This is a genomic window from Streptomyces sp. NBC_01591 (genome assembly GCF_035918155.1).
GTDB lineage: Bacteria > Actinomycetota > Actinomycetes > Streptomycetales > Streptomycetaceae > Streptomyces.
Genome location: NZ_CP109327.1, coordinates 1,020,105 through 1,046,823, shown reverse-complemented (window position 1 = coordinate 1,046,823; position 26,719 = coordinate 1,020,105). Strand labels below are relative to the sequence as shown.

Here is a 26,719-nt window from a genome sequence, read left to right as displayed (position 1 = left end):
GGCGCGAGGATCGAGGTACGGGCAGTGGCCCGGCTGCGCCCCGACTCCCTGTGGGTCGGACCCTTCCCCGGCGCTCCGGTCCGCTTCCCGGCACAGCGGGGAACCCTTCGCGCAGCGTTGCGCCGCGCCTCGTGAAGTGTGGGTCGGGTGCTTCGGGTGCGGGCATCGCGGCCGACTCCGTACGCGGAAAACGAGTGGCACGCGGTCGTGCGGTCGGCATAGCTTGTGCGCCCGTGACTGATGCCCCGAAGCACTCATCGCGTGACGCACCTGCGATGTCCACGGAACCGGCCACGACGGTATGCGGCGAGCGGACGACGGCGGACCTTCCGCCGGTACGGTCCGAAGCCGCCGAGGGACTGTTCTCCAGAACGTACGCGGCAGCCACCGCCAGCTTCGCCGCAGTGATGTTCCTGACCGGGCTGGCCGCACTGGCCGTGGTACCCACACTCCCGACGGCCGCACGGGATCTGGACGGGGTGTCGCTCTTCCCGCTGGTGGCGGGCTGCTTCGTGGCCGCGAGTCTGCTGGGCGGGGTGCTGGGCGGCCACTGGGCGGACCGCGCGGGGGCACACCGTCCGCTGGCGGCGGGCATGGTGCTGGCGGTGGTCACCCTGCTCGTCTCGGCCGCCAGTACCTCGATCTGGCAACTGGCCGCCGGTCGCTTCGTGGACGGGGTGGCGGGCGGGATGGTCGCGGTGTCGATCAACGCCGCGATCGGCCAGGCGTACCCCGACCGTCTGCAACCGCGCGCCCTGGCACTGATGAGCGCCTGTTGGATCATTCCGTCACTGGTCGGCCCTCCGCTGGCGGGGCTGGTGGCCGAGTGGTGGTCCTGGCGTGCGGTGTTCTACGATCTGGCAGCGCTGACGGCGCTTCCGGCGCTGGCGGTTGTGGCCGTGCTGCGCCGCCGTTCCTGGCCGGCCGCGTCCGCGCCGTCGGAGGACAGGACACCGCGCCCCGCCCTGATGGTCGCGGTGGCGGTGAGCGTGGGTGCGGCGCTGGGCCAGTACGGCGCATCGGGCTGGGACACCCGCCATCTGCTGTTCGCGGCGGGGGGACTCGCCCTGATGGTGCTGTTCGCCTCACGGCTGTTGCCGGCCGGCACCTGGCGTGCCGCGCGCGGCCTGCCGGCCACGGTGCTGCTGCGCGGGCTGAGTTCAGGAGTGTTCTTCACGCTGGAGGCATTGGTGCCGCTGATGCTCGTCACCGGCCGGGACGTGGCCCCCGTCGTGACGGGTCTGGCCTTCACGGGCGCCGCCGTGGCCTGGGCAGCCTCTTCCTGGGTGCAGGGCCGCCTGCCGGAACGGACCCCGCGCCACCGCCTGGTCGTGGTCGGTGCGCTTGTGCAGGCGGCGGCGGTGGTGATCGCCCTCGTCGGGTCGCTGCCCGGGATGCCGGCGGTCACGGCCGCGTCGTCGATGGTCGTCGCCGCGGTCGGCATGGGCCTGCTCGCCCCGTCCCTCACCGTGCTGTCGCTCGCCCATGCCCCGACCGGCCGGCAGGGCTATGCCAGCAGCGCGATGCAGACCAACCAGAATCTGGGCCAGATCCTGGTGCTGGGCGTCGCCTCCGCCGTCTTCAACGCCTTCCTGGGCGCCGGCTCGAACGACCACGTCGGCTACGCCGCCGCCTTCGGACTGCTGCTCGTGCCGGGCATCCTGGCCGCCGTGCTCGCCACCCGGGCCCGCGGCGCGTGAGACGAGCGTCGGTGCCGGGGCGCGCGAGCCGGGCCGGTGATGGAGAAGCCGGTCGCGCCCACCGCCGGCACCACGGCTGGTAATCCGGCCGAAATCAGGCGGAAAGCGGTCCTGTGGTCAGAGGACGGACATCCCTAGGCTCGACCCCATGCGTGTACTTTTCGCCTCGACCCGCGGATCGGGCCACTTCCACCCACTCATCCCCCTCATCGACGCGTGCACGGCACGGGGCGACGACGTCCTCGTCGTCGCCCCGCCGGCGCTCGAACCGTTACTGGCGACCCGGAAACAGCCGTACCGCATCGGCGGGGAGCCGTCCCAGGAGGAACTCGCGCAGGTCATGGCGCGCGTGCTGGCACTGCCCCCGGACGACGGCGTCTCCCTGATGGTCAGGGAGGTGTTCGGCCGGCTCGGTACCGCCGCGATGCTTCCCGCGCTGGAGGAGGCGTGCCGCGACTGGCGGCCCGACCTCGTCCTGCACGAGGCATTCGAGTTCGCGTCGGTGGTGGCCGCCGAGCGCCATGGAATCCCGCATGCCAGGGTCGCGGTCTCGGCCGCGCGGTTCACCCGGTCCACCGACCCGCTCATGGGCCTCGCGCTCGACGCGTACGGACCCGGCATCGCGGAGCGGCTCCTCGCTTCCCCGTATCTGACCCGCCTGCCGGCTTCCCTGGACCCCTCGCCGTACGCCGTGACCCACCGCTACCACGGAGCGCTTCGGCCGGGTGCGCTGCCGGACTGGTGGGGCGGAGCGGAGGAACCGCTGGTCCACGTCACGCTCGGCACCGAGGCGGGCGCCCTGCCGACGGCGGCGGGCCTGTACCGGGCGGTTGTCGAGGCGGTGAGCGTACTGCCGGTGCGGGTACTGCTCACGACGGGCCACCTCATCGACGCGACGGACCTCGGACCGCTGCCGCCCCATGTCCATGCGGAGCCGTGGGTGCCGCAGGAGGACGTCCTGCGCCGTGCCTCCCTCGTGGTCTGCCACGGCGGTTCGGGCACGGTCTTCGGCGCCCTGGCGGCCGGCGTCCCGGTGATCTGCGTCCCCCTCTTCGCCGACCAGCCGGTGAACGCCCGACTGGTGGCCGGGGCGGGGGCGGGGACGGCCGTCACCCCGACCGGCAGCCCGGCGGACGAGCCGCCGGTGCTGGGCCCCGACGACGTACGGAGCATCCGTGCGGCCGCCGAAATGATCCTCGGGGAACCCTCGTACCGTGCGCGGGCCGAGTGCCTGGCCGAGGAGATGCGGGCCACCCCCACGGCCGGGGAGCTGCTCGACACCCTCGAACTGTGATCCCGGGAACCATGCTCCCGGACCATGACGGGGCCGCCCGCCCGCACCTCCGTACGGTGGGTGTCGCCGTGCCGGGGCGCTGGCGCGGCGCACGGGCGGGCATGGGAAGGAAATGGCACGCGTATCCGCACCCGTGATCGAGCTCGTCCGGCGAACGACCGAGCCCGTCGGAGCGCAGACCCTGCGTTCCACGGCCGCTGCCGTCATCGCCTATGCCGTGGCGGTGTGGGCCCTGCCGCATCCCGCACCGCTCACGGCCCCGCTCACCGCACTCCTCGTCGTGCAGGTCACCCTCTACGCGACCCTCACCACGGGGATCCGCCGGGTGAACTCGGTCGTGGTCGGGGTGCTCATCGCCAGTGCGTTCACCGCGTTGGTGGGGCTCAACTGGTGGAGCCTCGGGCTGACGATCTTCGCCTCGCTGATCATCGGGCGGCTGGTGCGCGTCGGCGAGTTCGTACCCGAGGTGGCGATCAGCGCGATGCTCGTGCTGGGCGTCTCGCAGGTCGCGTCGACCGCCTGGGACCGGGTGCTGGAGACCCTGATCGGCGCGGGCGTGGGGCTGCTGTTCAACCTGCTCCTGGCGCCTCCCGTGTGGGTGCAGCCCGCGGGCGCCTCCATCGACGGCCTGGCCCGCGAGATGGGACAGATGTTCCGTGCGATGGGCGAGGACGTGAGCGGTCATGTCTCCGTCGAGCGGGCGGCCGACCGGCTCCACGCGGCCCGCCGCCTCGATCACGACATCGTGGAGGTCGACGCCTCGCTGCGGCAGGCGGAGGACAGCCTCACACTCAATCCGCGGGTCCGGCAGGGGCTGCTCTACCGGGTCGTGCTGCGCACCGGTCTGGACACCCTGGAGATCTGCGCCGTGGTGCTGCGGGTACTGTCGCGCACCCTGACCGACCTGGCCAAGGCCCGTACCGACGAGACGCTGTTCCCCGCCGATGTGGCCGAGTCCCTGACGGAGCTGTTCGGGCAGATGGCCGGTGCCGTCGAGAGCTTCTCGGAGCTGATCACCACTCCGCTCGCAGAGAACGCCGAGGAGGCGGAGGCCCGACTGGCCCACACACTCGCCGTCAGCCGCGCGACCAGGGACCGGGTGGCCGACCTGCTTCTCGAAGACGTCCAGGAACATCCCAGGCAGTGGCAGTTGCACGGCGCGCTGCTCGCCGAGGTCGACCGGATCCTGGACGAGCTCGACATCGACAAGCGCACCGAACGCCTGGGCAAGGAGCTCGACCGGCGGTCCGCGCAACTCCACGAACGTCACCCCTGGCTGCGCGCCGTGTCACGCCGGCTGGGCACCGGGCAGAGCTGAAGGCAGGGCGTGCGGCGGAGCCGAGGGCGCGGGCCCGCGGCGTCATCCGGGGGCCGGCAGGCGCTCGATGGCGACCAGCGCGGCGTCGTCCCCCAGGTGGCCGCCCGCGTGGCGCAGCAGATCGGCGCACAGGGACTCCAGCAGGGCGTCGGGGCCCGCGCCGCACCGCGAGGCGGCCCGCTCCCGCAGCGGATAGAAGTGCCCCGACCGGTCCCGGGACTCGATGACGCCGTCGGTGTACAGGAGCAGGGTGTCACCGGCCTCGAAGCGGAACGTCTCCGCCGTGTGTTCGGTGACCACCAGGCGCGCCAGACCGAGTGGCGGGGCCGGTACCCGTACGCCGAGCGGGATCACCTCACCCGCACGCAGGAGGAGCGGCGGCGGATGGCCGCAGCTGACGAGGCGGATCTCGGCAGCGTCGTCGGGGATGTCGAGAACGGCCGCGGTGACGAAGGACTCCGTGAGGTCCGGACCGCCCTCCCCGTCCTCGCCGTCGCGTGCGGTGTCGTCCGGGTCCGGTGCGATGCTCGTCTCCAGATGAGCCACCAGCTCGGGCAGCCGCCATCGCTGGCGGGACAGAGCGTGGAAGGCACCCAGGACGCTGGCCGCCTCACCGATCGCGGCGAGCCCCTTGCCGCGCACATCGCCGATGATCAGCCGGGTGCCTTCCGCGGTGCGGGCGGCGGCGTAGAGGTCGCCACCGATCTGGGCCTCCGCCTCCGCGGCCAGATAGACCGAGGCGATGCGCAGCGGTCCGCTCCGTCCGGGCAGCGGCCGCAGCACCACACGCTGCGCCGCCTCGGCCACCGAACGCAGCTGGGCCACGGCCTGCTCGTTGCGGACCCTCAGACGGGCGAAGAAGGTGACGAGGACGGAGATGAGAACGAGGGCGATGATCTGGTAGGTGTGGTTGAGGTCGTTGAGGCTGGTGCGCTCCACGGCTACCAGGGCCTGCGCCAGCACGGCGACCGCGCCGACGAGGGCGGTCATGCGCGGTCCGGTGAACGAGGCGGCCACCGCGGGCGCCGCCACCAGGAACGGACCGAGATGGACATCGGGCGGCGCGAAGATGTCGACCACCGTGACGACGACGATCAGCGCGAACGGCATCGCCAGGAGCGCGTCCCCGCGCGTTCGCGACTCACGGATCGACTGCAGGAACCGCCGGGAAGCCATGCTTCCGGGATACCTCACCCGCTCCGTCCCCGCTCCTCGTGCGGCCGGTCGCCGGTCCGGCCGGGCGCTCCCGCGACAGCGCGCCGGGTACCGCGCCGAAGCGTGCGAGGCGTTCGGCCGGCTGTCCGCCGGAGCGCACCACTGCGGTTCGCCGTCGATGTAGCATCCACCATATGGATGGAACGTCTCGGGTCGCGGGAGCCGGTACACAGAGCGTCGAGAGGGCCCTGTCCCTGCTCGCGCACTTCACCGACGAGCAGCCGGAGCGCCGTATCTCCGAACTCGTCGAACTGACGGGACTCGGTCAGTCCACCGTCTCACGGCTGACCGGAGCGCTCGAACAGCTCGGCTATCTCGTACGTGACGAACGCAGCGGACTGCACCGTCTCGGCCCGCGCGTCGTCACCATGGCGGGCATCGCGCTCAACCAGTCGCCCGTCCACCGCGCGGCACGGCAGAGCGCACAGAATCTCGCCCATGACGTGGGTCTCGGCGCCAATGTCGCCGAGCGCCACGGGGACGTGATGTTCTACCTCTGCCACTTCGAAGGCCCCCTGGCCCCACGGTCCTTCACCCTCACCGGCCGCACGGCACCGCTCCACTCGACCGCCATGGGCAAGGCCCTGCTCTCCGGCCTGGCCGCCGACGAGGTGCGCGCGCTGATGGGTGCGCGGTACCCCGCGTACACCCCGCAGACCCTGACCACCGTCGATGCCCTGCTCGACTCGCTCGACGAGGTGCGGTCGCGCGGTTACGCCACCGAGGTGGAGGAGCTGGCCTTCGGCCGGGCCTGTCTCGCCGCACCCGTCCGGGACCGGTCGGGGCAGATCGTCGCGTCGATCTCCGTCTCCGGACCGCTGTCCGCGATGGATCTGGGGGCGCGTCAGGAGACGCTGGCGAGCAAGGTCATCGAGTACGCGGACCAGGTGTCCACCGGACTCGGCTACCTCGCCCACGCCGGCGCTCCGCTCCACTGATCCACCGGCGCGTACGAACCGCGCGCCGGATCAGCGCATGATCAGCGCTTGACCAGGTCCGTGACCGCCTGACCGGCCTCCCGCACGGCGTCCTTGGCCTCGGCCGGGCCGACAGCACCGCCTGCACCCGCTTGGCGACCGCCTCCTCGATCTGGGATTGCGACGGCGTCACCCCTTGAGTGGCACGAATCTGCAGAACGGGCTGCGCGAAGGCTTGACGCGCGCTCATCATATGGACAGTCTTCCTGCATTACGCATCTGAGTTGCACAACTTGAGTGCAACGCGCGCCGATCGGTTCATCGGATGACGAAGGAGTACGGCATGAAGAACGGAAACCGCACCCCGCGCACGCTCGCCGTCGTGGCCGCCGGGCTGCTGGCCCTGGCCGGTGGAATCACCCCGCAGGCCACGGCGGCCGAGGCGTCCCCACCCGGCAGCGGCTGGACGCTCGCCTTCGGCGACGAGTTCGACGACACCACCGTCGACACCGCCAAGTGGAACTTCCGTACCGACGTGAAGGCCTACAGCGCCCAGCGCAAGGAGAACGTCACCGAGTCGGGCGGCAGCCTCAGCATCAACCTCAAGAAGGAGGCCTACGCCGGCAAGGAGTTCACCGGCGGCGGAGTGGTCAGCAAGCAGCGGCTGCGCTACGGCTACTACGAGACCCGCGCCAGGATCAACGACGGCAGCGGCTGGCACTCCTCGTTCTGGCTGATGGGCGGCGACGGCAGCACCACGTTCCCCGCCGACCAGCGCACCGAGGTCGACGGATTCGAGATCGACTCGGTCAACCCCACGAAGCTCGCCCACAATGTGCACAGCTGGAAGGGATCGGGTGCCACCGGCCCGGTGCACTACGGCTCCGGCACCTATGACAGCGGCCTCGACCTGCGCCAGTGGCACACCTACGGGATCGACTGGTCCGAGAGTGGTGTGAAGTTCTACCTCGACGGCACCCTGAAGTACACCGCTGCCTACACCCCCGATCAGTGGACGCACGACTACACCGCCATCTGGCTCACCTCCATCGCCTACGGGACCGTGCCGGACGCGACCAGGCTGCCGTCCGCGATGCAGTTCGACTACGTCCGCTACTGGCAGCGCGACTACTACGTCGACAACGACGGCCCCGCCGCCTACGGCTACTCCACCTCCGGTACCTGGTCGGCCAGTTCGCTCTCCGGATGGACGAAGGACTCGCCGATGACCTACGCCTGCGACGCCGGTGCCACCGCGACCTGGCGGCCCCGTCTCCGCTCCGCCGGAACGTACGAGGTCTTCGTCCGGAAGACGGCCACGCCCGGCGGTGACCCCGCGGCCGGGGTCGCACTCGACAACAACGGCACGGTGACGAGGAGCACCCTCGACGAACGCACCGGCAGCTCCGGCTGGGCCTCCCTCGGCACCCGGTCGTACGCCGAGGGCACCGGCGCCGCCGTGTCCCTCACCGCCAGCGGCACCGGGTGCGTGCACGCCGACGCAGTGAAGTTCGTGCGCCGGTGACCACCGGCCCGGCCGGCTGAACACGCGCACCGCGACCTGGCGGCCGACCGGTTCAGGCGTAGGCGCGCACTGCCACGATCCGTGACGGGACTCCCGGTCGAGCCGCAGCTCGGAGCCCTGCGTGTGCCGAAGCGGCTCTACGAGTCGAGGAAGCGCGCCCGCAGATCGGGCCGCAGTCAGGCGGCGGGGAGGCGATGCCCAGCCCGCCGTCCACGGGCAGAACGGCGCCCGTGATGAACGAGGCCGCCGGAGACGCGAGGAAACGCACCGCCGCGGCGACCTCCTGGGGTGTTCCGGTGCGGCCCAGCCGTATGTGCCGTCCTCCGCGGTGGCCTTGACGAGCACTGTCTCGAACCGGGCCGAGTAGAGGCTGCGCCACGGATCGCGCACCACATAGCCGCGGTCCTCGGTGAGGGTGCTGCCGTCGTCGAGCCCGCCCAGATAGGCCGCTTCGTGCGGGAGTTTCAGTGCATGGACCCGTACATCGGCAATGCGCACGCTGCTCACCATCCGGAGGTCGACCGGACCCGCGTCCGGCCACCGTCGTGCACGGCTGCGGGCGGGTCCCCTTGAGTGCTGCCGGTGCCCACATGATGCAAATTTCATGCAAGGGGTGAATCCAGCTCTCAAATTCTCTGGGAAGAGTGAGGCGGGACGGTGATGTGTGTGCCCACACGGACGCAGCCGGCCGCGTATTGCTCGTGCGGCCGGCTGCGATCGGAGCGGAGCGAAGGCCCCGTACGCCTACGGAACCAGCAGGGAATCCGAAAGGCGGGGCGACGGCGGCGCGGCGCCGTCCAGCGTCGCGGAGTGCAGTGCGGCGTGCCCCTCGCGGGAGACGACCGACCGGCCGCCGCTCACCGTGAGCCGGCGCCCCTGCGGGGTCGTCCACCGCACCTCGGCGCGGTCACCGGCCACATCCACCTCGGGATCCGGCGTGGGCTCCGCACCCCGCTCCGCGCCGGACGGCACGAGGGACAGGGTCCCCGCCGCGAAGGTGTCGCCGAGCGCCGCCCAGTCCAGCTCGGCCGGGGTCGCGCTCTCGAAGAGCACCACTTCGATCCGTACCCCGTCGGCGCGCGGGACCAGCCGGGCCGTCGGCGTACGGCCACCGAAGTCGCCCCCGGCCAGCCTGAAGTCCAGCCGGGCCGTTCCGAGGTCGAGTTCGACACTGCCGTCGATCGCGGTCGTCCCCGCCACGGGCGGCGCGCCGATCGCGTCCACCACCAGGCGCAGCGACCGTGCCCGGAACCGGTCGCCCGGCTCGATCATGTCGAGGTGGTGGTGCCGGTCGCCCGCCGGGCAGGCGAACCCCGTCAGCCAGGCCACATGCGGACCGCTCTGCACGGTGGAGAGCACACCCGAGGCGAAGTCGAAGTCCTCCGCCCCGTCGTCCTTCATCAGATGGACGTGCAGATGCCCGGAAGTCCCGTCCGGGCGCACCCAGTGGCCGAACAGCGGCCGTCGCTGCAGCCAGGTGTCCTGGTGATTCACGCTGCCCAAGGTGGTGACCGCGTCCAGCCAGGTGGTGCCGGTCTCCGGCGCCGGGCTCTCGGTGAACAGCTCCCGGTGCTCGTGCTCGCCCTCCAGCTCCAGCAGCCGGGGCCGGACCCAGTCGGGCATCCGGTAGTCCACACAGGAGTCCATCCCGGTCGACATCTCGCCGCGGACGGGGCGGGGCTCCGGCGCGCCGAGCACCCCGCGCACCGCCTTCACCAGGAACGGCGGCACGCCCAGGTCGTTGCTGTAGCAGCGGGCCATCGGGCCGGAGAGCTGGCGGGTCGGCGGGTGCCAGCGGGCCAGGAAGTGCAGCCAGAGGCGGTCGTGCAGCCGGTCGTTGAGCTGCAGCACCTCCTCGTCGTCGACATGCTCCCTGATCAGGGTCAGGGTCTGGAGCACGACGCCCCAGTAGGACGGGCTGTTGAACTCGGTGAAGCTCCCGGTGCCGTCGATGGCCTGCGAGAGCCGCACCATGCGGTCCTTGCCGTACGCGAACAGCTCCTCGTCGTCGAGGAGTTTCCCGGCGGCGAGCGTCACGAACGTCCCCATGACGGCGACGTTCGTGTACGTCATGTGCACATTCCTGCGGACGATCGACGCGGCCGCGTGCCGTAGCGACTCCCGCAGTTCGTGCCGCACCTCGGCCGGCAGGCCGTCGCCGTGGCGGGCGTGCACCAGCAGCAGGGCGATGCCGAGGAAGTCCGCCCAGTTCCAGTCGGCCGGGTCCATCTCCGCCGCCGGTTCCTCGGCGTAGTAGCCCCAGATTCCGTAGGTGGCGTTCTCCGGCGACCGGTCCTGGAGCCCGGCGATCCGCAGGATCACGGCGTGGGCGCGTTCGGCGTCGCCCTCGCCGCCCCGTTCCAGCAGGAGGAGGGCGTACTGCAGGGAGTTGCGGGTGGGGTGAGCGGGGCCGCCCTTGATGTTGGTGTGGATGGGGTTGTACGGGGCTTCGACCTGCAGCAGGTTCGCCTCGGCGTCCCAGCAGCGGTCGCCCTCGGCAAGGGCGGCTCGCAGCAGGGCGCGGTCGTACTCGGCGGCCGACCAGGCAGGGTGCACGGGATGTCCTCCAGCTCGCGATCGTCGGACCGACGATCTTCGGGAAACGCTTGGGAAACGTTTTCCAGAGGCTAAGCCGACATCAACGCTCCGGCAAGGGGCATGCGGTTGGCTCCGGGACAGAACTCCGGCCCTAACCCATTGACGCGGCGATATCGGGCGGTGCAAGGTGACCCCGGCTGGAAAACGCTTTCCAGCCGGTTTCCGGTCTGCCCTTGAATGGAGTCCCCGATGAGACCCTCCCTGCGCATCGCCCTGACGGGCGTCACCGCGGGTGCGCTCGTCTGCGTGCTTGCCTCGTGTTCCGGTTCCGGCAGCGACGCGGCCGCCGACGGCACGGTGACGATCACCGTCTCCGGGCGCCCGCCCGCCACCAACGCGGCCGCGCTCAAGACGTTCGACGCGCGGGTGGCGGAGTTCCAGAAGGCAAACCCCAAGATCAAGATCAAGACGAACGAGTACCAGTACGACCAGCAGAGCTTCCAGACCAAGGTGGGCGGCGGCAGCCTGGAGACGATCGTACGGGTACCGCTGACCGAGATGTCGGGCCTGATCAAGCGCAAGCAGATCGCCGACCTGACCTCGGACTTCAAGTCGCTGAAGCACAGCGAGGACTTCAACGACGTCGCGCTCGGGCCCGCGAAGGGTGTGGACGGCAAGCTCTACGGCATTCCCACCGAGGAGTACGCCCTCGGTCTGGTCTACAACCGGGACCTGTTCGAGAAGGCCGGACTCGACCCGGACAAGCCGCCGACCAGCTGGTCCGAGGTCCGTTCGGCGGCCAAGGCGATCTCCGAGAATACCGACGCCACCGGTTACGCGCAGATGACCAAGGAGAACACCGGCGGCTGGATGCTCACAGCGATGGCGTACTCCTTCGGTGACAGCATGCAGGAGCAGTCCGGCGGCAAGTGGGCCAACACCTTCGACCGTCCCGGCAGTGGCGCGGAGAAGTCGCTGAAGGCGCTGAAGGACATGCGCTGGACGGACGACTCGATGGGCAAGAACCAGCTGCGCAACATCACCGACATGGAGAAGGACTTCTCCGCCGGGAAGATCGGGATGACGATCGCCGGACCGAGCATGGTCGGCCACTACATCCAGCAGTACAAGGGCGACCCGAAGACCATCGGCCTCGGCGCCATGCCCGTCGACGGCAGCAGCAAGCAGACCCTGGCCGGCGGCACCATCGCGGTGATCAGCCCCAGGGCCACCGCGCAGCAGCGCGAGGCCGCGGCGAAGTTCATCGACTTCTACTACCTCTCCACCAAGTACGACGTCGCGCTCGCCGCGAAGGACGCGGTGGTCAAGAAGAAGGACGGCGCCGCCATCGGCGTGCCGTCCGTGCCGTTCTACAAGCCGGCCATCGCCGACCCGGTCCAGGCCGCGGTCGACAAGGAGGCCAACGTGCCGATCGAGAACTTCGCCCCGTACAGCAAGACGCTCGGCGACTACGAACTGCGCATCGAGCCGCCCGTCGAGGCGCAGAACGTCTACAAGGCCCTCGACAGCGCCGTACAGGCCGTACTGACCCGCCAGGACGCCGACCCGGCGGAGCAGTTGAAGAAGGCCGCGGCACAGGTCAAGTCCCAGGTGGAGCGGGCTCAGAACTAGAACACCCTCCCGGCAGCCGGAGCGTGTCCGGCACATCAGGCAGTGAGCACAGCACGAGGAGAGGCGAGGAGACGTCAATGAGCAGGTCGCAAGCGCCTGCGGCGCCCGCCGGGAACCGCACCCAGAAGGACCGGACGAAGAAACAACGTTCCGCCGACCCGTCCGCCGACCCGTCCGCGGCCCGGCCGCGGACCCCCGACGGGCCGCCGCGCACCGCCTCCCCGCACCGCGGCGGCCCGGCGGAACGCTTCGTCCGCTGGGTCAGGCAAGGAGGTGTCACCACCATCCTGTTCGGCCTGCCGATGGTGCTGTGCTTCGCCTACTTCTCATGGTGGCCGATCGTCCAGAGCGTGCAGCTCAGTTTCCAGCAGACCAATCTGGTCGACCCCGCCACCTGGGTGGGCCTGGACAACTTCCGGCACGTGCTGGACGACCCGCTGCTGTGGAAGGCCGTCCAGAACACCGCGCTGTTCGCCGCGCTCGCCCTGGTGATCGGCTTCCCGGTGCCGCTCTTCCTCGCGGTTCTCATCGCCGAACTGCGGCGCGGCGGCACGCTGTTCCGCATCCTCGCCTACCTTCCGGTGGCGATCCCGCCGGTCGTGTCGGTCCTGCTCTGGAAGGTGTTCTACGACCCGGACGCCGGCCTGTTCAACCAGCTGCTGGCCCATGTGGGCCTCGGCCCGTACCCCTGGCTGCAGTCCACCGACACCGCGATGCTGTCGATCGTGCTGGAAGCCACCTGGGCCGGCTTCGGCTCCACGGTGATCATCTACCTGGCGGCGCTCGGCTCCGTGCCGACCGAGCTGTACGAGGCCGCCGAGATCGACGCCGCGGGCATCTGGCGCCGGGTCTGGCACATCACCCTGCCGTCGCTGCGCGGGGTCATCCTGATCATGCTGCTGCTCCAGATCATCGGCACCCTGCAGATCTTCACCGAACCCTTTGTGATGACGGATGGCGGCCCGGAGGACTCCACTCTCACCGTCCTGATGCTGATCTACAACTACGCCTTCCAGAACGGCGACTTCGGAGCCGCGACCGCACTCAGTGTCATGCTGGCCCTCGTGCTCGGCGTGCTCTCGGCGATCTATCTGCGGGCGACGAGGAGCTGGAGCAACTGATGGCCGTACAGACCCCCGTTCGCGCCCGCCGCAGGAACCGCCCCGAGGAGAGCGCCCGCGGACTCATATCCGGCGCCGACCGGCGGCGGACGTCCGTACGCATCTCGCTCCGCTCCGTGCAGACCCTCTCGCTCCTGCTGCTGCTCGCCTTCGGAGCGGCGCCCCTCTACTGGACGTTCAAGGGCGCCGTCTCACCGACCCAGGAGCTGCTGCGCGACCCGCTGGCGCTCTGGCCCGACCACGCGCAATGGGACAACCTCTCCCGCGCCTGGAACGAACTCCAGGTCGGCCAGTACCTCTGGAACACCGTGGTCCTGGTCACCGGCTCGGTCATCGCCCACCTCGTCGTCGCCACCACCGGCGGCTACGTCCTGTCGGTGCTGCGCCCCAAGTGGGCGGCGCCCGTGCGCTGGATGGTGCTCGCCACCCTCTTCATCCCCGGCTCCATCTCCCTGGTGGCGCTCTACCTCACCGTGCTCGACCTGCCGGGCCTCGGTATCTCCCTCGCCAACAGCCCGTGGGGGGTCTGGCTGCCGCACGCGGCCAGCGCCTTCACCGTGCTGATCGTGATGAAGTTCTTCGACGGCATCCCGCGCGAACTCTTCGAGGCCGCCAAGGTCGACGGGGCGGGGCCGTTCACCATCTTCCGCCGGATCGTGCTGCCCATGTCACGGCCGATCCTCGCGGTGGTGACCTTGCTGACGGTCATGAACTCCTGGAAGGATTTCCTCTGGCCGCTGATCGTCATCCCGGACACCGAGAAGCAGCCCATCTCCGCCGCACTGCCGCGCCTCGCGGAAACGGCGGAACAGTCGCTGCTCATCGCCGGGATGCTGCTCGCCATCCTGCCCCCGGTCGTGCTGTTCCTGATCTTCCAGCGGCAGATCGTACGCGGCGGGGGAGGCTTCACCGGCCTCAAGGGATGAGGATCACCCGGGGCAAGGGCGCGGACCCCCGTCCGCGCCGGCCGACGGCGGCAGCGGTGCGCGCCGACGGCACACGGGCCGGTGTGCTCCGCCGGGGTACAGCCGACGGAGCACACCCCCACCCGGGAACCACCGATACGCACCGCGCCGATCCGATCGAGAGGATGCCTCGATGGAACAGAACGGCACGATCCGGCCAGGTCCTCTGGCTCCGGCCAGAATAAGGGGTCGCTCCAGACGGTCCGCCGCATGGGGCAGCGCCGCTGCCCTGCTCGGCTGTCTGCTGGTGGCGGCGCCGCTGCCCGGCACGGCCCCGGCCGCCCACGCGGCCGGTACCCTCACTGTCACCTCGCCCGACCTGATCTTCATCAAGGGCCAGGCGAAGATCACCCTGACCTCCGACCAGGCCTCGGTGGCCTGGAAGGCCATCGACGACCAGGGCCTGACCGTCGCGTCGGGCACCGCCCCGGTCTCGGGCGGCACGGCCACCGTCGATGTCACCAAGCTCGGCAGCGGCTACTACACGCTCACGGCGACCGCCGGCGGCACCACCCGTACCGCCAACTTCGGCGTGCTGACCGCGCTGACCGGCAAGGAACAGCAGGACAAGCGCTTCGGCACCGGCATCCACTACGGGTGGAACGACGGCGACGACCAGAAACTGCTGCGTTCGGTCAAGCTGATGGGCATGCACGGGATCCGCTCCGACATCAACTGGGGCGCCATCGAGAAGACTCCCGGCACGTACTCCTGGAGCAACTACTCCACCGACCAGCACATCCCGTATGCCAAGTCGCAGGGGCTGACCGCCCTGCCCATCTCCGGTTACCGGAACCCCAATTACGACGGCAACCGGACGCCCGCGTCCGACGAGGCGCTGGAGGCGTACGGGAAGTTCACGGCCGCCGCCGTGGAGAAGTACCAGCAGTCCTCGAAGGAAATCGAGATCTACAACGAGTACAACTCGACCGGCTTCAACAACGGCACCTGCGGAATCACCGCCGACTGCTACCTCAAGCTGCTCCAGGCGAGCTACGGCAAGGTGCACGCCAAGGTCCCGGACGCCACCGTCGTCGGCGGCGGCCTGGCCGGTCTTCAGACCGACTGGCTGAAGCGGCTGTACGCGATCGGCGGCCTGAAGTACATGAACGCGCTCAGCGTTCACCACTACGGCTACCCGAGCCCGCCCGAGACCGCGCTGGAGAAGCTGCCGCAGGTACGCGCCGATCTGGACGCGGCAGGCGGCAAGAACTTCCCGCTGTGGATCACCGAGAACGGCTACCCGACCCACAGCGACGGCGTCACCCCCGCTCAGCAGGCCGCGTACGTGCCGCGCGCCCAGATCTTCTCGTTCGCCTCGGGCGTCAACCGCTACTACTGGTACGACCTCACCAACGACGGCACCGACGCCACCAACAAGGAACACAACTTCGGCGCCTTCAAGCGCCCCACCGCGGAGGTCAAGGCCTGGCAGCCCAAGCCGTCCGTGGTCACCGAGGGCGTGCTGATCCGGCAGCTCGCGGGCCGCGCCTATGCGGGCCGTGACGACGCCGGTTCCGCCGATGTCCGCTCGTACCGCTTCGGCACCGGAACCGACACGGTCCGGGCCCTGTACACCACGGCCGCGACACCGGGAACGGCGGAACTGTCAGCCACCGGCCCGGTCACCGTCACGGACCAGATGGGCCACGACAAGACCTACCTCCCGGTCGGCGGCAAGGTACAGGTCGGCATCGACGGCAAGGTGCTGTACGTCAAGGGCGCGGTGAGCGCGGTCAAGACCGTGAGCGGCCCCGTGTTCTCGCTCCGGCTGCCGCAGCACTCCAACACTGAGGAGGCCGTCGACGCGGTGCTCCAGGTGGACGGCACCAAGGGCCGGACGCTGCCGCTGCGCTACGACTTCCGGATCGCCGGGGAGAAGCACCGGGTGACCGCCGAGCCCGGCAAGGTCGTCCGTCAGAACGTGCAACTGCCCACCTCGGCCCTCACCGGCCCGCGCACGGTCAGCGGCACGGTCGGACTCGGGCCGGTGAACCTCGCCCGCCTCACCTCCGACACCGAGGTGGTGCCGCCGACCCAGGTCACCTTCGACCCGGTGGTGAAGAAGGCGGCCCCGTTCGCCGCCGCGCTCAAGGTGACCGTCACCAACAACCGCGTCCACAGCCCGCTCGAACTCACCAAGCTGGACTGGCAGGTGAACTCGGGCGACACCTACCTGGACCGGGGCACCGTCGACGGGCCGATCAAGGTCGGCGCCGACTCCAGCGCCTCGTACACCGTGGACGCGCGCAACATCAAGCAGTGGAAGCGCTACTGGACGGCCGCCTACATCAACACCCCCGACGGCGCCAGGACCGCCGTGGGTGCCTGGAACGGCTGGGGCGCCGTCCAGCCGGCCGGCACCGACACCACCACACCCATCGACGTCATCGCTGACGGATCCGTGAGCTACAAGGGCGGCTACAACGGCGCGGCCGACCTGTCCGGCGCCATCCGGCCCCAGTACACCGACGCCGGACTCGTGCTCAAGGGCGCGATCACGGACAACGCCCTGGCACAGCCCGCCACCACCGCCGAGAACATGTGGCAGGGCGACAGCATCCAGTTCGCCGTCACCCCCCAGGTGCCGGGCCGCAGCAAGCAGTACGTCGAGTTCGGCGCCTCGCTCGTGGGTGGCAAGCCGCAGGTCCACACCTGGCGGGCACCCTCCGGCCAGTCCGCCGGTCCGACCCCGGGTGCCACCGCACAGATCACCCGTGACGGCACCACCACCCGCTACACGGTGACGGTGCCGTGGGCGTCGCTCGGCCTCGCCGGCAAGCCGACCCAATCCATCGGACTCGGCTTCGTCGTCAACGACAGCGACAACGACGGCCGGGCGCGCGGCTGGACGGAGTGGGGCGGGTCCATCGCCAACAACTCCAAGAGCGCCGCCGGCCTGAGGGCCGTCCAGCTGACCGACTGATCCACCCCATGACGGGCGGGGCCGGGTGCACCTGACAGCACCCGGCCCCGCCGCTCCATGCCGTATTGCCGCACGGCACACTGTTTCCGAGTCCCACCGTGAGGAGACCAGCTCCATGGCCCTGTTCGACATGCCGCTGCCCGAACTCCGCGCCTACCGGCCGCAGATCGACGAACCGGACGACTTCGACGCCTTCTGGGCGAAGACCCTCGCCGAGACCCGCGCCCACGACCTTGCGGTCTCCTTCGAACCCGTCGAGACCGGACTGAGCGGCCTGCGCACCTGGGACGTCACGTTCGCCGGCTTCGGCGGCCACCCGATCAAGGGCTGGTTCAGCGCTCCCGCGAACGCCGAGGGCCCGCTCCCGCTCGTCGTCCAGTTCCACGGCTACAACGGCGGCCGCAGCCTGCCGCACTGCTGGGGCATGTGGCCGCTGGCCGGCTTCGCCCACTTCATCATGGACGTGCGTGGCCAGGGCAGCGGCGGCAACGTCGGCGACACCCCCGACCCGGTCGGCTCGGGCCCCTCCCACGCGGGCTTCATGACCAGGGGCATCGAGGACCCGGAGAGCTACTACTACCGCCGGGTCTACGCCGATGCGGTACGTGCCGTCGAGGCGGCCCGGTCCCATCCGCTCGCCGACCCCGCCCGCACCGTCGCGCTCGGCGGCAGCCAGGGCGGCGGCATCACCCTCGCGGTCGGCGGACTCGTCCCCGACCTGGCGGCCATCGCCGCCGACGTCCCGTTCCTCTGCCACTTCGGACGGGCCGTCACGCTCACCGACTCCAACCCGTACGCGGAGATAGCCCGCTACCTCAAGATGCACCGCGGCAAGGAGGAGACCGTCCTGCGCACCCTGTCGTACTTCGACGGGGTGTCCTTCGCCGCCCGCGGCAGCGCCCCCGCGCTCTTCTCCGTCGCGCTGATGGACCAGGTCTGCCCGCCGTCCACGGTCTTCGCCGCCCACAACGCGTACCCGGGTGAGAAGGAGATCGAGGTCTACCCGTTCAACGGACACGAGGGCGGTGCCATGTTCCAGGAGGCCGCCCAGCTCCGCTGGGTACCGAAGGCGCTGAACAGGGCGGTCTGAGCCCTGCCGGGCTCCGGTCGGCGTGGTGTGGATCACGGACAGGGTGTGGACAGCACGTATATGGTCCACCGGGGCGCGTCCATGCCCCGTGACATGGCGAGGACGAGGGCGGACAGTGCGGCAGAAAGCCTATGCGCAGGCGATGCGCGTCATCGCCTGCGCGCTGATGGCGTGGCAGGTCTGGATGATGTGGTACATCTCCAGCCACGAGGCGGTGGGGGTGAAATGGACCTGTGACGCGGCCGGGGGCTGCGCCAGTGACCAGCTCGCGTCCATGTCCCCGATGCTCGGAATCGTCTTCGCCGTCGCCCTCGGTCTGCTCTGCGCCCGGTACCTGCACCGGGCGGCACCGGGCGCGATGATTGCACTCTCCGCGGTCGCGGCCGCAGCCGGCTGGTACGACGCGCTGGCGGAGGGCCTGGTCGAGCGGAGCACCGTCACCAGCTTCCACATCCTTCTTCCGCTCGGCGACTTCTCCGTCTCCCAATGGCTCACCTTCCTGTGGTCCGTCGCGGGCGTGGGCTGCCTCGCCGCCTGGTGGGGCGCGGCAGTGAGCCTGCGGCGCACCGCGGGGTTGCGCAGGCTGTCCCGCCGCTACACCACGGCGGACGCGGTGCTGGAGGGCTGGCGGTCGGTGGGCCGCAAGTACGGTGAGGTCACTGTGGTGTTCGACGACGAGGACGGGGTGAGTCACGAGGTCCCGGCCGTCGTGGAACGCGTCGCTCTCAAGCGGGACGTCCTCGCCCTGTACGACGCCGACCGACCCGACGACCCGGCCCTCACCGGGGTCGTCATTCCCCGCCGGAAGGTGCTGCGGCGCTCATGAAAGCGACGACCTCTCTCGCGTCCTCCCTGCGCAGCTTCTTCAGGCTGTTCACCGTGGTCTCCGCGATCGGCACCGGCCTCGCGCTCACCGCGGTGGTCCAGGGTGCCGTGGACGGCCCCCGCTGGCTGCTGATGCTCGGGCTCCCCGTGACGGCCCTGGCCCTGACGGCGTTCGGCAGGGTGGCCGAGGACATGAAGTCGGGCGTCGCCCCCGGGCTGCGCTCCGGCGGCCCGCGCGCCTTCGCGCCCGCCGTGGTCAACGGGGTGCAGGCCGTGAACAAGGAGAACGGGCGGCCGGCCACCGACGGGCAGGCCGTGAAATCCGTGTTCGCCTTCGACCTGACCGTGCTGACCGACGATCTGCCCCCGTACCGGATCGAGGTCCGTCACCCCCTCGACCTGCAGGGGTTGCTGCACAGATCCAGGGCGGTCGTCGAGTACGACCCCGAGCAGCCCTGGCGGGTCGTCATCCCCAACAACCCGCCGCGCGAGTGGCTGGCCCGCGCGAACAGCCTCACCCCGCCGACGGCCGAGGTGAAGCGCCGCGGCGGCGGTGTGCCGGCCGGCTTCCGCGCACTGGTGTCGGGCGTCGTGATCGCGGCCGTGCTGCTGGTGCTGGTACGGGTGTTGGGCTGAGCCGCCGCGGGCTCAGCCGTTGCGCGGGTACTTCTTGAGCACCTTGCCGTTGATGTCGGCCCGCAGATAGGCACCGCCGTACTCGTCCGAGACGTAGACGCTGAGCGTCGGCCGGTAGTTGTCGAACGGGGAAGCCGGATCGATGTCCACGTAGTGAGTGGTGGGCTCGGCGACGCCGAGCTCCTTGTCCGCCCGGCGTATCAGCCCCGGGAGGGCGTCCCAGTTGACCTTCTCCAGGTCCACGGACTTGGCGTCCGGTGCGAGGGTGCCGCCCGCGCGTTCGCGGGTGGCCTCGCCGTCCCGGTACGTGTAGACGTCGTACAGGCCCTTGTTCTTCGCGACCGGGGCCTCGACGCTCGCGTGTACGTCGAACAGCGTGAACGACGTGACCCTGGTGCCGCCCATCACCGGCTTGAGCGCCGCGATGACGGACCGCGCGGCGGAGGGCGTCAGCAGATCCTTGGCCGGCGCCGCGGCCTGCTGCGGGCTTTCCTTCTCCTCGGCGGCCGAGGAAGCGCCGGAGTCCCGGACCGAGGCGGACGGGGTGCCGCCGGAAGTCTTCGCGTCCGAGTCGGGCACCAGCGACCACACCAGGGCGCCGGTCAGGGCGGTCCCGGCGAGCGCGGTGGTGACCGCGACTACACGGCCCCGCCGGACCCGGCGACGGATCTCCTGGGTCCCCAGCGTCGCGGGCTCCGGGCGCGGGGGAGCGGCGTCGGCCCGGCGGCCGGGCCCGGACGCACCGGCCGGACGCTGGACGGGGGCGGCGGGCAGGACAGTGGTCGGACCGGGCGCACGGTAGCCCGGCGGGACCGCGTCCTGCCGGGTGGGCGGGTCCTGACGAGGCGGTACGGCATCCTGCCGCGCCGCACGGCTCGGTCCGGGCGCCGCGGCCGGCTCGCTCACCGGCGTGATCACCGATGCCAGCATCCGGTCGAGCTCCTCGGGACCGGGCCTGGTGGCCGTGTCCCGGGTCAGCAGCGCGTTCAGCACCGGAGTCAGCGGACCGGCCTGCCGGGGCGGCGGGATCTCCTCGTCCAGCACGGCCGCCAGCGTCGCCAATGTGGTGGCCTTGCGCAGCGGATGCCGGCCCTCCACGGCGACGTACATCATCATGCCGAGCGACCACAGGTCCGACGTGGGTTCTCCCTCCTCGCCGCGGATGCGCTCGGGCGCCATGTAGTCGGGGGAGCCGATGATGGAACCGGTCGCCGTCAGACTGGTGGACTCGCGGATCGCCGCGATGCCGAAGTCGGTGAGCACCGGGCTCCCGTCGGCCCGCAGCAGTACGTTGGCGGGCTTGACGTCGCGGTGCAGGATTCCGGCGGCATGGGCGGCCCGCAGCGCGGACAGCACCCCGCGGCCCAGCTCGGCGGCCTCGACCGGGGTGAGCGTTCCCTCGGCCAGGCGCTCCGCGAGCGAGGCGCCGGGCACCAGCTCCATCACGATCCACGGGTACGTCCCGGCGCCGCCGTCCACGATGTGATGGACCGTGACCACACCCGGGTGGTCGAGCCGGGCCAGCGCACGGGCCTCACGCAGCACCCGCTCACGCAGCAGCCGGGCCGACTCCGGATCGTTCTCGGTGAGCGCCGGGTCCGGGGGCCGCACTTCCTTGAGCGCCACATCACGGTGCAGCGCCAGGTCGTGGGCCCGCCAGACCATGCCCATTCCGCCACTGCCGAGCCGGTTCACCAGCTCGAAACGGTCGTCGATCACACGGCGCACAGGCCCCCCAGCGTTCATGGAAAAAGAGTACGGGGCGGGTGCGCGGCGGTGCGCACCCACCCCGTGGGCCGCAGAGGCGGTCGGGTGACCTCTGGACCGGGCGGCCACGCCCTGGCACGCACTCCCCCAAGGCCCCAAGGGCCAGGGGGGACCCCCCTCCGCGTTGTCGTCGGTCGACGACGCTCCGCGTCGCCTCCCCCCTCCGCGTTGTCGTCGGTCGACGACGCTCCGCGTCGCCTCCCCCCCTCCGCGTTGTCGTCGGTCGACGACGCTCCGCGTCGCCTCCCTCCTCCGCCTTGGAATCGCACGCACCAGACCGCGTCCGCTTTCCGGTCCGAAGTCACCCGACCGCCTCTCACACGTCGTTGTTCGGTGTGAGCCTGAGCGTCACGATCTGGAAGGGCCGCAGCCCCAGCCGGACCGCATCGCCGTCCACCTCGGCGGTCTCGTCGGCGAGCGGGCGCTCCAGCAGATCGGTGACGCTCGCCCCGGCCAGCGCGAAGCCCGCCGTCAGACGTGCCGAGACCCGTCCGCCGTGGGCCTCGTGAAGCCGGACCACCACATCACCACTGCCGTCGTCGGCGAGCTTCACGGCGGTCACGACCACCGCGTCGTCGTCGACCGAGACCAGCGGGGCGACCGCGGCACCGCCCGCGACCCGGCGCTCGGGGAGGCTGAAGGACCAGCCCTCACGGACCGCGTCACCGATCGTCGCACCCGGCAGCAGCGCGTACCGCAGCCGGTGCACCCCCTGGTCGGTCGCCGGGTCGGGGTAGCGGGGCGCCCGCAGCAGCGACAGCCGCACCGTGGTCGTGGTCGAGCCGTCCTCGCGGACCGTACGGGTCACATCGTGCCCGTACGTCGAATCGTTGATCAGCGCCGCACCCCAGCCCGGCTCGCCGACGTGCAGGAAACGGTGGGCGCAGATCTCGAACTTGGCCGCCTCCCAGCTGGTGTTGGTGTGCGTCGGCCGCTGGACGTGCCCGAACTGGGTCTCTGCCGTGGAGTGATCGGCGCGCACATCGATGGGGAACGCCGCCTTGAGGAACTTCTCCTGCTCGTGCCAGTCGACCTCGGTGTCGATGTCCAGGCGCCGGGCACCGGGCCGCAGCGTCAGCAGCTGGGTGACGCGGGACGAGCCGAAGGTACGCACCACCTCGACGCCGTCACCGTTGCGGCGCACCACGTCCGCCTCGGTCAGATCGGTCACCGTGTTGCGGTAGAAGGCATCGACGTCCCAGGCGTCCCAGCGGTTGGGCAGATCCGGGTGGACCTGGAGCAGATTCGCCGCACTGCCAGGGGCGACGGTCTCGCGCCCGGTCACCAGGTCGACGACGGAGACCACGAGCCCCCGCGCGTCCACGGTCACCCGGAGCACCCCGTTGTCCAGCCGGAAGCCGGAGTCGTACTCCTCGATCTCCACGGCAGGCTCCGGGGCCTGAGGAGCGAGCACCGCGCCCCCCGCCGCGACGCCGGCCCGGCCGTGCGGAGCGGAGTTGAACACCACCGTGCCGCCGCCCTCCGCGGCGCCGGCCAGGGCCCGCTGCGCCGCCCCGATCACCGCTTCGAGCTCGTCGGCGATCCGGGCGTACGTCGCCTCGGCCTCACGGTGCACCCAGGCGATGGACGAACCCGGCAGGATGTCGTGGAACTGGTGCAGCAGCACGCTCTTCCAGATCCGGTCCAACTCCTCGTGCGGATACGGGAATCCGGTCCGCACGGCGGCGGTGGCCGCCCACAGCTCCGCCTCCCGCAGCAGGTGCTCGCTGCGCCGGTTGCCCTGCTTGGTCCGCGCCTGCGAGGTGTACGTACCGCGGTGCAGTTCCAGATACAGCTCGCCCAGCCACACCGGCGGCCGGTCGTACTCCGTCTCGGCGGCTTCGAAGAAGTCCGCGGGCTTCTCGATCGTCACCCGGGGAGAGCCCTCCAGATCCGCGAGCCGCTCGGCACGCGCCAGCATCTCGCGGGTGGGGCCGCCACCGCCGTCGCCCCAGCCGAACGGCACGAGCGAGCGGGTGGCGTGGCCCTTCTCCCGGAAGTTCTCCTCGGCGTGCGCGAGCTCCTCGCCGGACAGCTCCGCCACATAGGTGTCCACCGGCGGGAAGTGCGTGAACACCCGGGTGCCGTCCAGCCCCTCCCACAGGAAGGAATGGTGCGGGAACGGGTTCGTCGTGTTCCACGAGATCTTCTGGGTGAGGAACCAGCGCGAACCGGAGAGCTTCACCAACTGCGGCAGCGCCGCCGAGTAGCCGAACGAGTCGGGCAGCCACACCTCCTCGGTCTCGACCCCGAACTCCTCCAGGAAGAACCGCTTGCCGTACACGAACTGCCGGGCCAGTGCCTCCGACCCGGGCATGTTGGTGTCCGACTCCACCCACATCCCGCCCACCGGCACGAACTGACCGGCGGCCACCTTCTCCTTCACCCGGGCGTACAGCGCGGGCTGGTGCTCGCGCAGCCAGTCCAGCTGCTGTGCCTGCGACATCGCGAAGACGAACTCCGGACGGTCGTCCATCAGCGCCACCACGTTGGAGGTGGTGCGGGTGACCTTGCGCACCGTCTCCCGCAGCGGCCACAGCCACGCCGAGTCGATATGCGCGTGACCCACCGCCGACAGCCGGTGCGCGGAGGCGTGCGCGGGGGAGGAGAGCACAGCCCGCAGCCGCTCCCGCGCGGCGCTCGCGCTCGCGCCCACGGCGTCCAGGTCAAGGGCGTCCAGGCAGCGTTCCACCGCGCGCAGGATCTCCCAGCGGCGCGCCGAACCGAGCGGCAGCTGCCGCATCAGCTGGTCGAGCACCTCCAGGTCCTGGACCAGCTCCCACACCTGCCGGTCGAAGACCGCGAGGTCCATCCGCTCGACGCGGTACAGCGGCTCGCTGCCCGCGGTCTCCCGGTCTCCCAGCAGGCTGACACCGTCCAGGATCTCCGGATTGGCGGCGGCTTCGAGGAAGTACGTGAACTCCTCGCCGCCCGCAACCGGTTCGCCGATCCGCAGCCAGGTGTTGCGCGGGTTGAGCGCCTTGACCACGCTGCCGTCCGGCCGGTGGGCCAGCGCCTCCGCGGAGAACCCGGGCCGGTCCTTGGCGAAGCCGAGGTCGATCACCGCTTCGACGGTCTCACCGGCCCAGTCCTGCGGGACGCGGCCGGTCACCCGGAACCAGCTGGTGCCCCAGGCCGGCCCCCAGTCGTCGCCGATGGCGCCGGGCTTGTACGGGGCGGCCACCGCCTCGGTGAAGGGCACCGGTTCGCCGGGGGCGTGCCAGACCTCGAACTCCAGCGGCGCGGTACGGGGGTGGACGGCGGGGCGGATGCGCTCGCGCAGGGCGCGGCCGAGCCGTTCCTCGGTCAGTGTGCGGTCGTCATGCATGAGTGAAGGGCCCCTCTGAATGAAATGTGTGCGACGCGGTAGTGGTTCACGGGAGCTCGTCGAAGCCCACGCAGGGCAGTGACATCCCATCGGCCACGGCCAGGAGCTTCTCCAGCCGGGCCGGGGTCACATGGTTGGCCTCGTGGGCGTCGGCGACGCAGTGGGCATAGAGCGTGGTCACGCCGCCGTGATCGGCGGTCCGGCGCAGTGCCGTCTCGACGCCGGTCAGATCGTCCCCGTACGCGACGCTTCCGCGCCCGGAATCCACCGAGCAGCCCGGCAGGACCCGCCGGGCGGGGAGGTCGGCGGCCGGGACGTGCAGTTCGGCCGCGAGGGCCGGATCGGCGCGACGGCCGACGGGTACTCCGCCGCGCAGCCGCTCGAAGAGTGTGAGCAGCAGCCGGTCGGTGTTCTCGTCGCGGGCACTGCACGGGTAGGCGAAGCTGCGGGCCGGAAAGCCGAGGCGACGCAGCACGTCGAGGGCGGGCACCACCTCCCGGTCGAGATAGGCGCCCGCGCCGTGCGCGGCGACGAACTCGGGTGCGCGCTCGTGCCGCAGGCCGTGGCAGCCGATGGTGTGGCCGTCGTCCGCGAGCCGGCGCAGCAACCGCACCTCGTCCCGGTCGAGCCGGTCGGGCTCGCAGATGAAGAAGGTGACGCGCGCGCCGTACGACGTGAACAGCGGTGCGGCCGCGGCCCACTCGTGCACATGCCGGTCGTCGAAGGTGAGCAGCAGGGCACGCTCGGCGCCGCTGTCCGGGCGGTCGGTCATCGCCCGGACTCCTGTGGCGCCCAGCCGGGTACCGAGCCGTGCAGCGCCGTGTAGAAGGGGTCGCCCGGGACGATCTCGCCCGCCCGGACCGGGAGACCGGTGAGTGCAGCCTTGTACATCGCGGTGATCAGCTCCAGGGAGCGGCGGCCGTCCCCGGCGCTCGCCCTGGGCCGCCGTCCGGCCCGCATGTCGGCCAGGAGGGAACGGAGCTGGGCGCTGTGCGAGCTCGGTACGTCCTCGGCCGGGGCGTTCCAGCCGTCCACCCGCCCGGGGTCGACACCGGGCGCCGGGGTGTAGGTCCAGTCGCCGTTCCCGTATCCGTAGAGATGGTTCAGCTCGATCGTGGCGTCCCGCAGATCGATCCGCAGGTGGCTCAGCTGGCGCGGCGAGAGGGCGCTGTTGACCACGGTGGCCAGCGCGCCCGAGGCGAAGCGCACGGTGGCGGTGGTGACATCGTCGGTCTCGACGTCACGGGCCAGCCGGCCCGCCATGGCGCGGATCTCCGCCCAGTCACCCAGCAGTTCGAGCAGCAGGTCGATCTGGTGGATGCCGAGTCCCATGGCGGGGCCCGCGCCCTCGGTCTCCCACTTCCCGCGCCAGGGGACCGCGTAGTAGGCGTCGTCGCGGTACCAGGTGGTCTGGCAGTGGGCGACCAGCGGCGCCCCCAGCTCCCCGGAGGCGATGAGCGCCTTGGCGTGCTCGGCCCCCGAGCCGAACCGGTGCTGGAAGACGATCGGGGCGTACGGGCCCTGCTCGCCCTCGGCGGCGGTCATGGCGTCGTACCCCGCGAGGCTGAGCGCGGGCGGCTTCTCGCACCACACCCACGCCCCGGCCGCCAGGGCGGCGACGACCTGCTCCCGGTGGGCGACGGGCGGCGAGGCGATGACGACGAGATCGGGACGGACCTCGCCCAGCGACGCGGCGAGATCGGTGGAGTGGTGGGGGAGCGCGAAGTCGGTGGCGAAGGAACGGGCGGCGGCGGGATCGGCATCGACGGCGCCCACCACCACGAAGTCCGAGGGAAGTTCGAGGAACGCCGGCATATGGACGGCACGGGCGATGTTGCCCGCGCCGACGAGCAGTACACGGTAAGGAGTCACAGTCACAGAGGGCCGTCCAGGCTGAGGGCGTGAGCCGCCGGGATTGGTAA

The 26,719-nt window shown here is 71.0% G+C and carries 18 protein-coding genes and 1 pseudogene; 12 read left to right on the top strand and 7 right to left on the bottom strand.

Annotated elements, in window-relative coordinates:
* Positions 1–275 precede the first annotated feature (275 nt).
* From OG978_RS05055 to OG978_RS05045, 3 genes are all read left to right on the top strand, one after another.
* Positions 276–1,700: an MFS transporter gene (locus OG978_RS05055; protein ID WP_326764020.1), complete on the top strand. Its 1,425-nt coding sequence runs from the start codon at positions 276–278 to the stop codon at positions 1,698–1,700.
* Positions 1,701–1,848: 148 nt separating this feature from the next.
* Positions 1,849–2,994 (top strand): glycosyltransferase, encoded by a 1,146-nt coding sequence (locus tag OG978_RS05050; RefSeq protein WP_326764019.1) that lies wholly within the window; start codon positions 1,849–1,851, stop codon positions 2,992–2,994.
* Positions 2,995–3,106: 112 nt separating this feature from the next.
* Complete coding sequence (locus tag OG978_RS05045; protein WP_326764018.1) at positions 3,107–4,312, top strand: FUSC family protein; 1,206 nt, start codon at positions 3,107–3,109, stop codon at positions 4,310–4,312.
* A 42-nt stretch (positions 4,313–4,354) separates the two neighbouring features.
* On the opposite strand, the gene OG978_RS05040 is transcribed toward OG978_RS05045, so the two are convergent.
* The gene (locus OG978_RS05040; RefSeq protein ID WP_326764017.1) at positions 4,355–5,488 is read right to left on the bottom strand and encodes a PP2C family protein-serine/threonine phosphatase; all 1,134 of its coding nucleotides are present in this window, start codon (positions 5,486–5,488) and stop codon (positions 4,355–4,357) included.
* A gap of 173 nt (positions 5,489–5,661) precedes the next feature.
* Between OG978_RS05040 and OG978_RS05035 the strand changes: the two genes are divergently transcribed.
* Together OG978_RS05035 and OG978_RS05030 are read left to right on the top strand one after the other, a co-directional pair.
* Entirely contained in the window at positions 5,662–6,465 is an 804-nt protein-coding gene (locus OG978_RS05035) for an IclR family transcriptional regulator (RefSeq protein ID WP_326764016.1), read from the top strand.
* 322 nt (positions 6,466–6,787) lie between these two features.
* Positions 6,788–7,969, top strand: a complete 1,182-nt coding sequence (locus OG978_RS05030) for a glycoside hydrolase family 16 protein (RefSeq protein WP_326764015.1) — start codon at positions 6,788–6,790, stop codon at positions 7,967–7,969.
* A gap of 193 nt (positions 7,970–8,162) precedes the next feature.
* Here OG978_RS05030 and OG978_RS05025 read toward each other — a convergent pair.
* Together OG978_RS05025 and OG978_RS05020 are read right to left on the bottom strand one after the other, a co-directional pair.
* Positions 8,163–8,279: pseudogene (locus OG978_RS05025) on the bottom strand (SDR family oxidoreductase); the annotation flags it as partial.
* Positions 8,280–8,713: 434 nt separating this feature from the next.
* Positions 8,714–10,525, bottom strand: a complete 1,812-nt coding sequence (locus OG978_RS05020) for a hypothetical protein (RefSeq protein ID WP_326764014.1) — start codon at positions 10,523–10,525, stop codon at positions 8,714–8,716.
* Positions 10,526–10,756: 231 nt separating this feature from the next.
* Between OG978_RS05020 and OG978_RS05015 the strand changes: the two genes are divergently transcribed.
* The 7 genes from OG978_RS05015 (at position 10,757) to OG978_RS04985 (ending at position 19,702) form a co-directional block, all read left to right on the top strand.
* Entirely contained in the window at positions 10,757–12,139 is a 1,383-nt protein-coding gene (locus tag OG978_RS05015; protein ID WP_326764013.1) for an extracellular solute-binding protein, read from the top strand.
* A 77-nt stretch (positions 12,140–12,216) separates the two neighbouring features.
* Positions 12,217–13,260, top strand: coding sequence for a carbohydrate ABC transporter permease (locus OG978_RS05010; RefSeq protein ID WP_326764012.1), 1,044 nt, complete (start codon positions 12,217–12,219; stop codon positions 13,258–13,260).
* Positions 13,260–14,186 carry a carbohydrate ABC transporter permease gene (locus tag OG978_RS05005; protein WP_326764011.1) on the top strand — a complete coding sequence of 309 codons (927 nt, stop codon included), beginning with the start codon at positions 13,260–13,262 and terminating at the stop codon, positions 14,184–14,186. Before OG978_RS05010 ends, OG978_RS05005 begins: the two co-directional genes overlap by 1 nt.
* A 172-nt stretch (positions 14,187–14,358) precedes the next feature.
* On the top strand, positions 14,359–17,151 hold the full coding sequence (locus tag OG978_RS05000; RefSeq protein WP_326764010.1) for a hypothetical protein: 2,793 nt from the start codon (positions 14,359–14,361) through the stop codon (positions 17,149–17,151).
* A gap of 115 nt (positions 17,152–17,266) precedes the next feature.
* Positions 17,267–18,241 (top strand): acetylxylan esterase, encoded by a 975-nt coding sequence (locus OG978_RS04995; RefSeq protein ID WP_326764009.1) that lies wholly within the window; start codon positions 17,267–17,269, stop codon positions 18,239–18,241.
* 115 nt (positions 18,242–18,356) lie between these two features.
* Entirely contained in the window at positions 18,357–19,067 is a 711-nt protein-coding gene (locus tag OG978_RS04990) for a hypothetical protein (protein ID WP_326764008.1), read from the top strand.
* Positions 19,064–19,702 (top strand): hypothetical protein, encoded by a 639-nt coding sequence (locus OG978_RS04985; RefSeq protein ID WP_326764007.1) that lies wholly within the window; start codon positions 19,064–19,066, stop codon positions 19,700–19,702. The genes OG978_RS04990 and OG978_RS04985 overlap by 4 nt, the downstream gene beginning before the upstream one ends.
* 12 nt (positions 19,703–19,714) lie before the next feature.
* Here the strand turns inward: OG978_RS04985 and OG978_RS04980 are convergent, their stop codons facing one another.
* The 4 genes from OG978_RS04980 to OG978_RS04965 form a co-directional block, all read right to left on the bottom strand.
* Positions 19,715–21,448 carry a protein kinase domain-containing protein gene (locus tag OG978_RS04980; RefSeq protein ID WP_326764006.1) on the bottom strand — a complete coding sequence of 578 codons (1,734 nt, stop codon included), beginning with the start codon at positions 21,446–21,448 and terminating at the stop codon, positions 19,715–19,717.
* Between the two features lie 337 nt (positions 21,449–21,785).
* Positions 21,786–24,797 (bottom strand): alpha-mannosidase, encoded by a 3,012-nt coding sequence (locus OG978_RS04975; RefSeq protein ID WP_326764005.1) that lies wholly within the window; start codon positions 24,795–24,797, stop codon positions 21,786–21,788.
* A gap of 46 nt (positions 24,798–24,843) precedes the next feature.
* On the bottom strand, positions 24,844–25,569 hold the full coding sequence (locus OG978_RS04970; protein WP_326764004.1) for a polysaccharide deacetylase family protein: 726 nt from the start codon (positions 25,567–25,569) through the stop codon (positions 24,844–24,846).
* Positions 25,566–26,669: a Gfo/Idh/MocA family protein gene (locus OG978_RS04965; protein WP_326764003.1), complete on the bottom strand. Its 1,104-nt coding sequence runs from the start codon at positions 26,667–26,669 to the stop codon at positions 25,566–25,568. The genes OG978_RS04970 and OG978_RS04965 overlap by 4 nt, the downstream gene beginning before the upstream one ends.
* Positions 26,670–26,719 lie beyond the last annotated feature (50 nt).

What these genes read in the sequence shown, in the direction of transcription:
- OG978_RS04995 (WP_326764009.1), top strand. Translation starts at nt 17,267, where the DNA reads ATGGCCCTGTTCGACATGCCGCTGCCCGAACTCCGCGCCTACCGGCCG.
- OG978_RS05010 (WP_326764012.1), top strand. Translation starts at nt 12,217, where the DNA reads ATGAGCAGGTCGCAAGCGCCTGCGGCGCCCGCCGGGAACCGCACCCAG.
- OG978_RS04985 (WP_326764007.1), top strand. Translation starts at nt 19,064, where the DNA reads ATGAAAGCGACGACCTCTCTCGCGTCCTCCCTGCGCAGCTTCTTCAGG.
- OG978_RS05055 (WP_326764020.1), top strand. Translation starts at nt 276, where the DNA reads ATGTCCACGGAACCGGCCACGACGGTATGCGGCGAGCGGACGACGGCG.
- OG978_RS05050 (WP_326764019.1), top strand. Translation starts at nt 1,849, where the DNA reads ATGCGTGTACTTTTCGCCTCGACCCGCGGATCGGGCCACTTCCACCCA.
- OG978_RS05015 (WP_326764013.1), top strand. Translation starts at nt 10,757, where the DNA reads ATGAGACCCTCCCTGCGCATCGCCCTGACGGGCGTCACCGCGGGTGCG.
- OG978_RS04970 (WP_326764004.1), bottom strand. Translation starts at nt 25,569, where the DNA reads ATGACCGACCGCCCGGACAGCGGCGCCGAGCGTGCCCTGCTGCTCACC.
- OG978_RS05030 (WP_326764015.1), top strand. Translation starts at nt 6,788, where the DNA reads ATGAAGAACGGAAACCGCACCCCGCGCACGCTCGCCGTCGTGGCCGCC.
- OG978_RS05040 (WP_326764017.1), bottom strand. Translation starts at nt 5,488, where the DNA reads ATGGCTTCCCGGCGGTTCCTGCAGTCGATCCGTGAGTCGCGAACGCGC.
- OG978_RS04980 (WP_326764006.1), bottom strand. Translation starts at nt 21,448, where the DNA reads ATGAACGCTGGGGGGCCTGTGCGCCGTGTGATCGACGACCGTTTCGAG.
- OG978_RS05000 (WP_326764010.1), top strand. Translation starts at nt 14,359, where the DNA reads ATGGAACAGAACGGCACGATCCGGCCAGGTCCTCTGGCTCCGGCCAGA.
- OG978_RS04975 (WP_326764005.1), bottom strand. Translation starts at nt 24,797, where the DNA reads ATGCATGACGACCGCACACTGACCGAGGAACGGCTCGGCCGCGCCCTG.
- OG978_RS05005 (WP_326764011.1), top strand. Translation starts at nt 13,260, where the DNA reads ATGGCCGTACAGACCCCCGTTCGCGCCCGCCGCAGGAACCGCCCCGAG.
- OG978_RS05045 (WP_326764018.1), top strand. Translation starts at nt 3,107, where the DNA reads ATGGCACGCGTATCCGCACCCGTGATCGAGCTCGTCCGGCGAACGACC.
- OG978_RS05035 (WP_326764016.1), top strand. Translation starts at nt 5,662, where the DNA reads ATGGATGGAACGTCTCGGGTCGCGGGAGCCGGTACACAGAGCGTCGAG.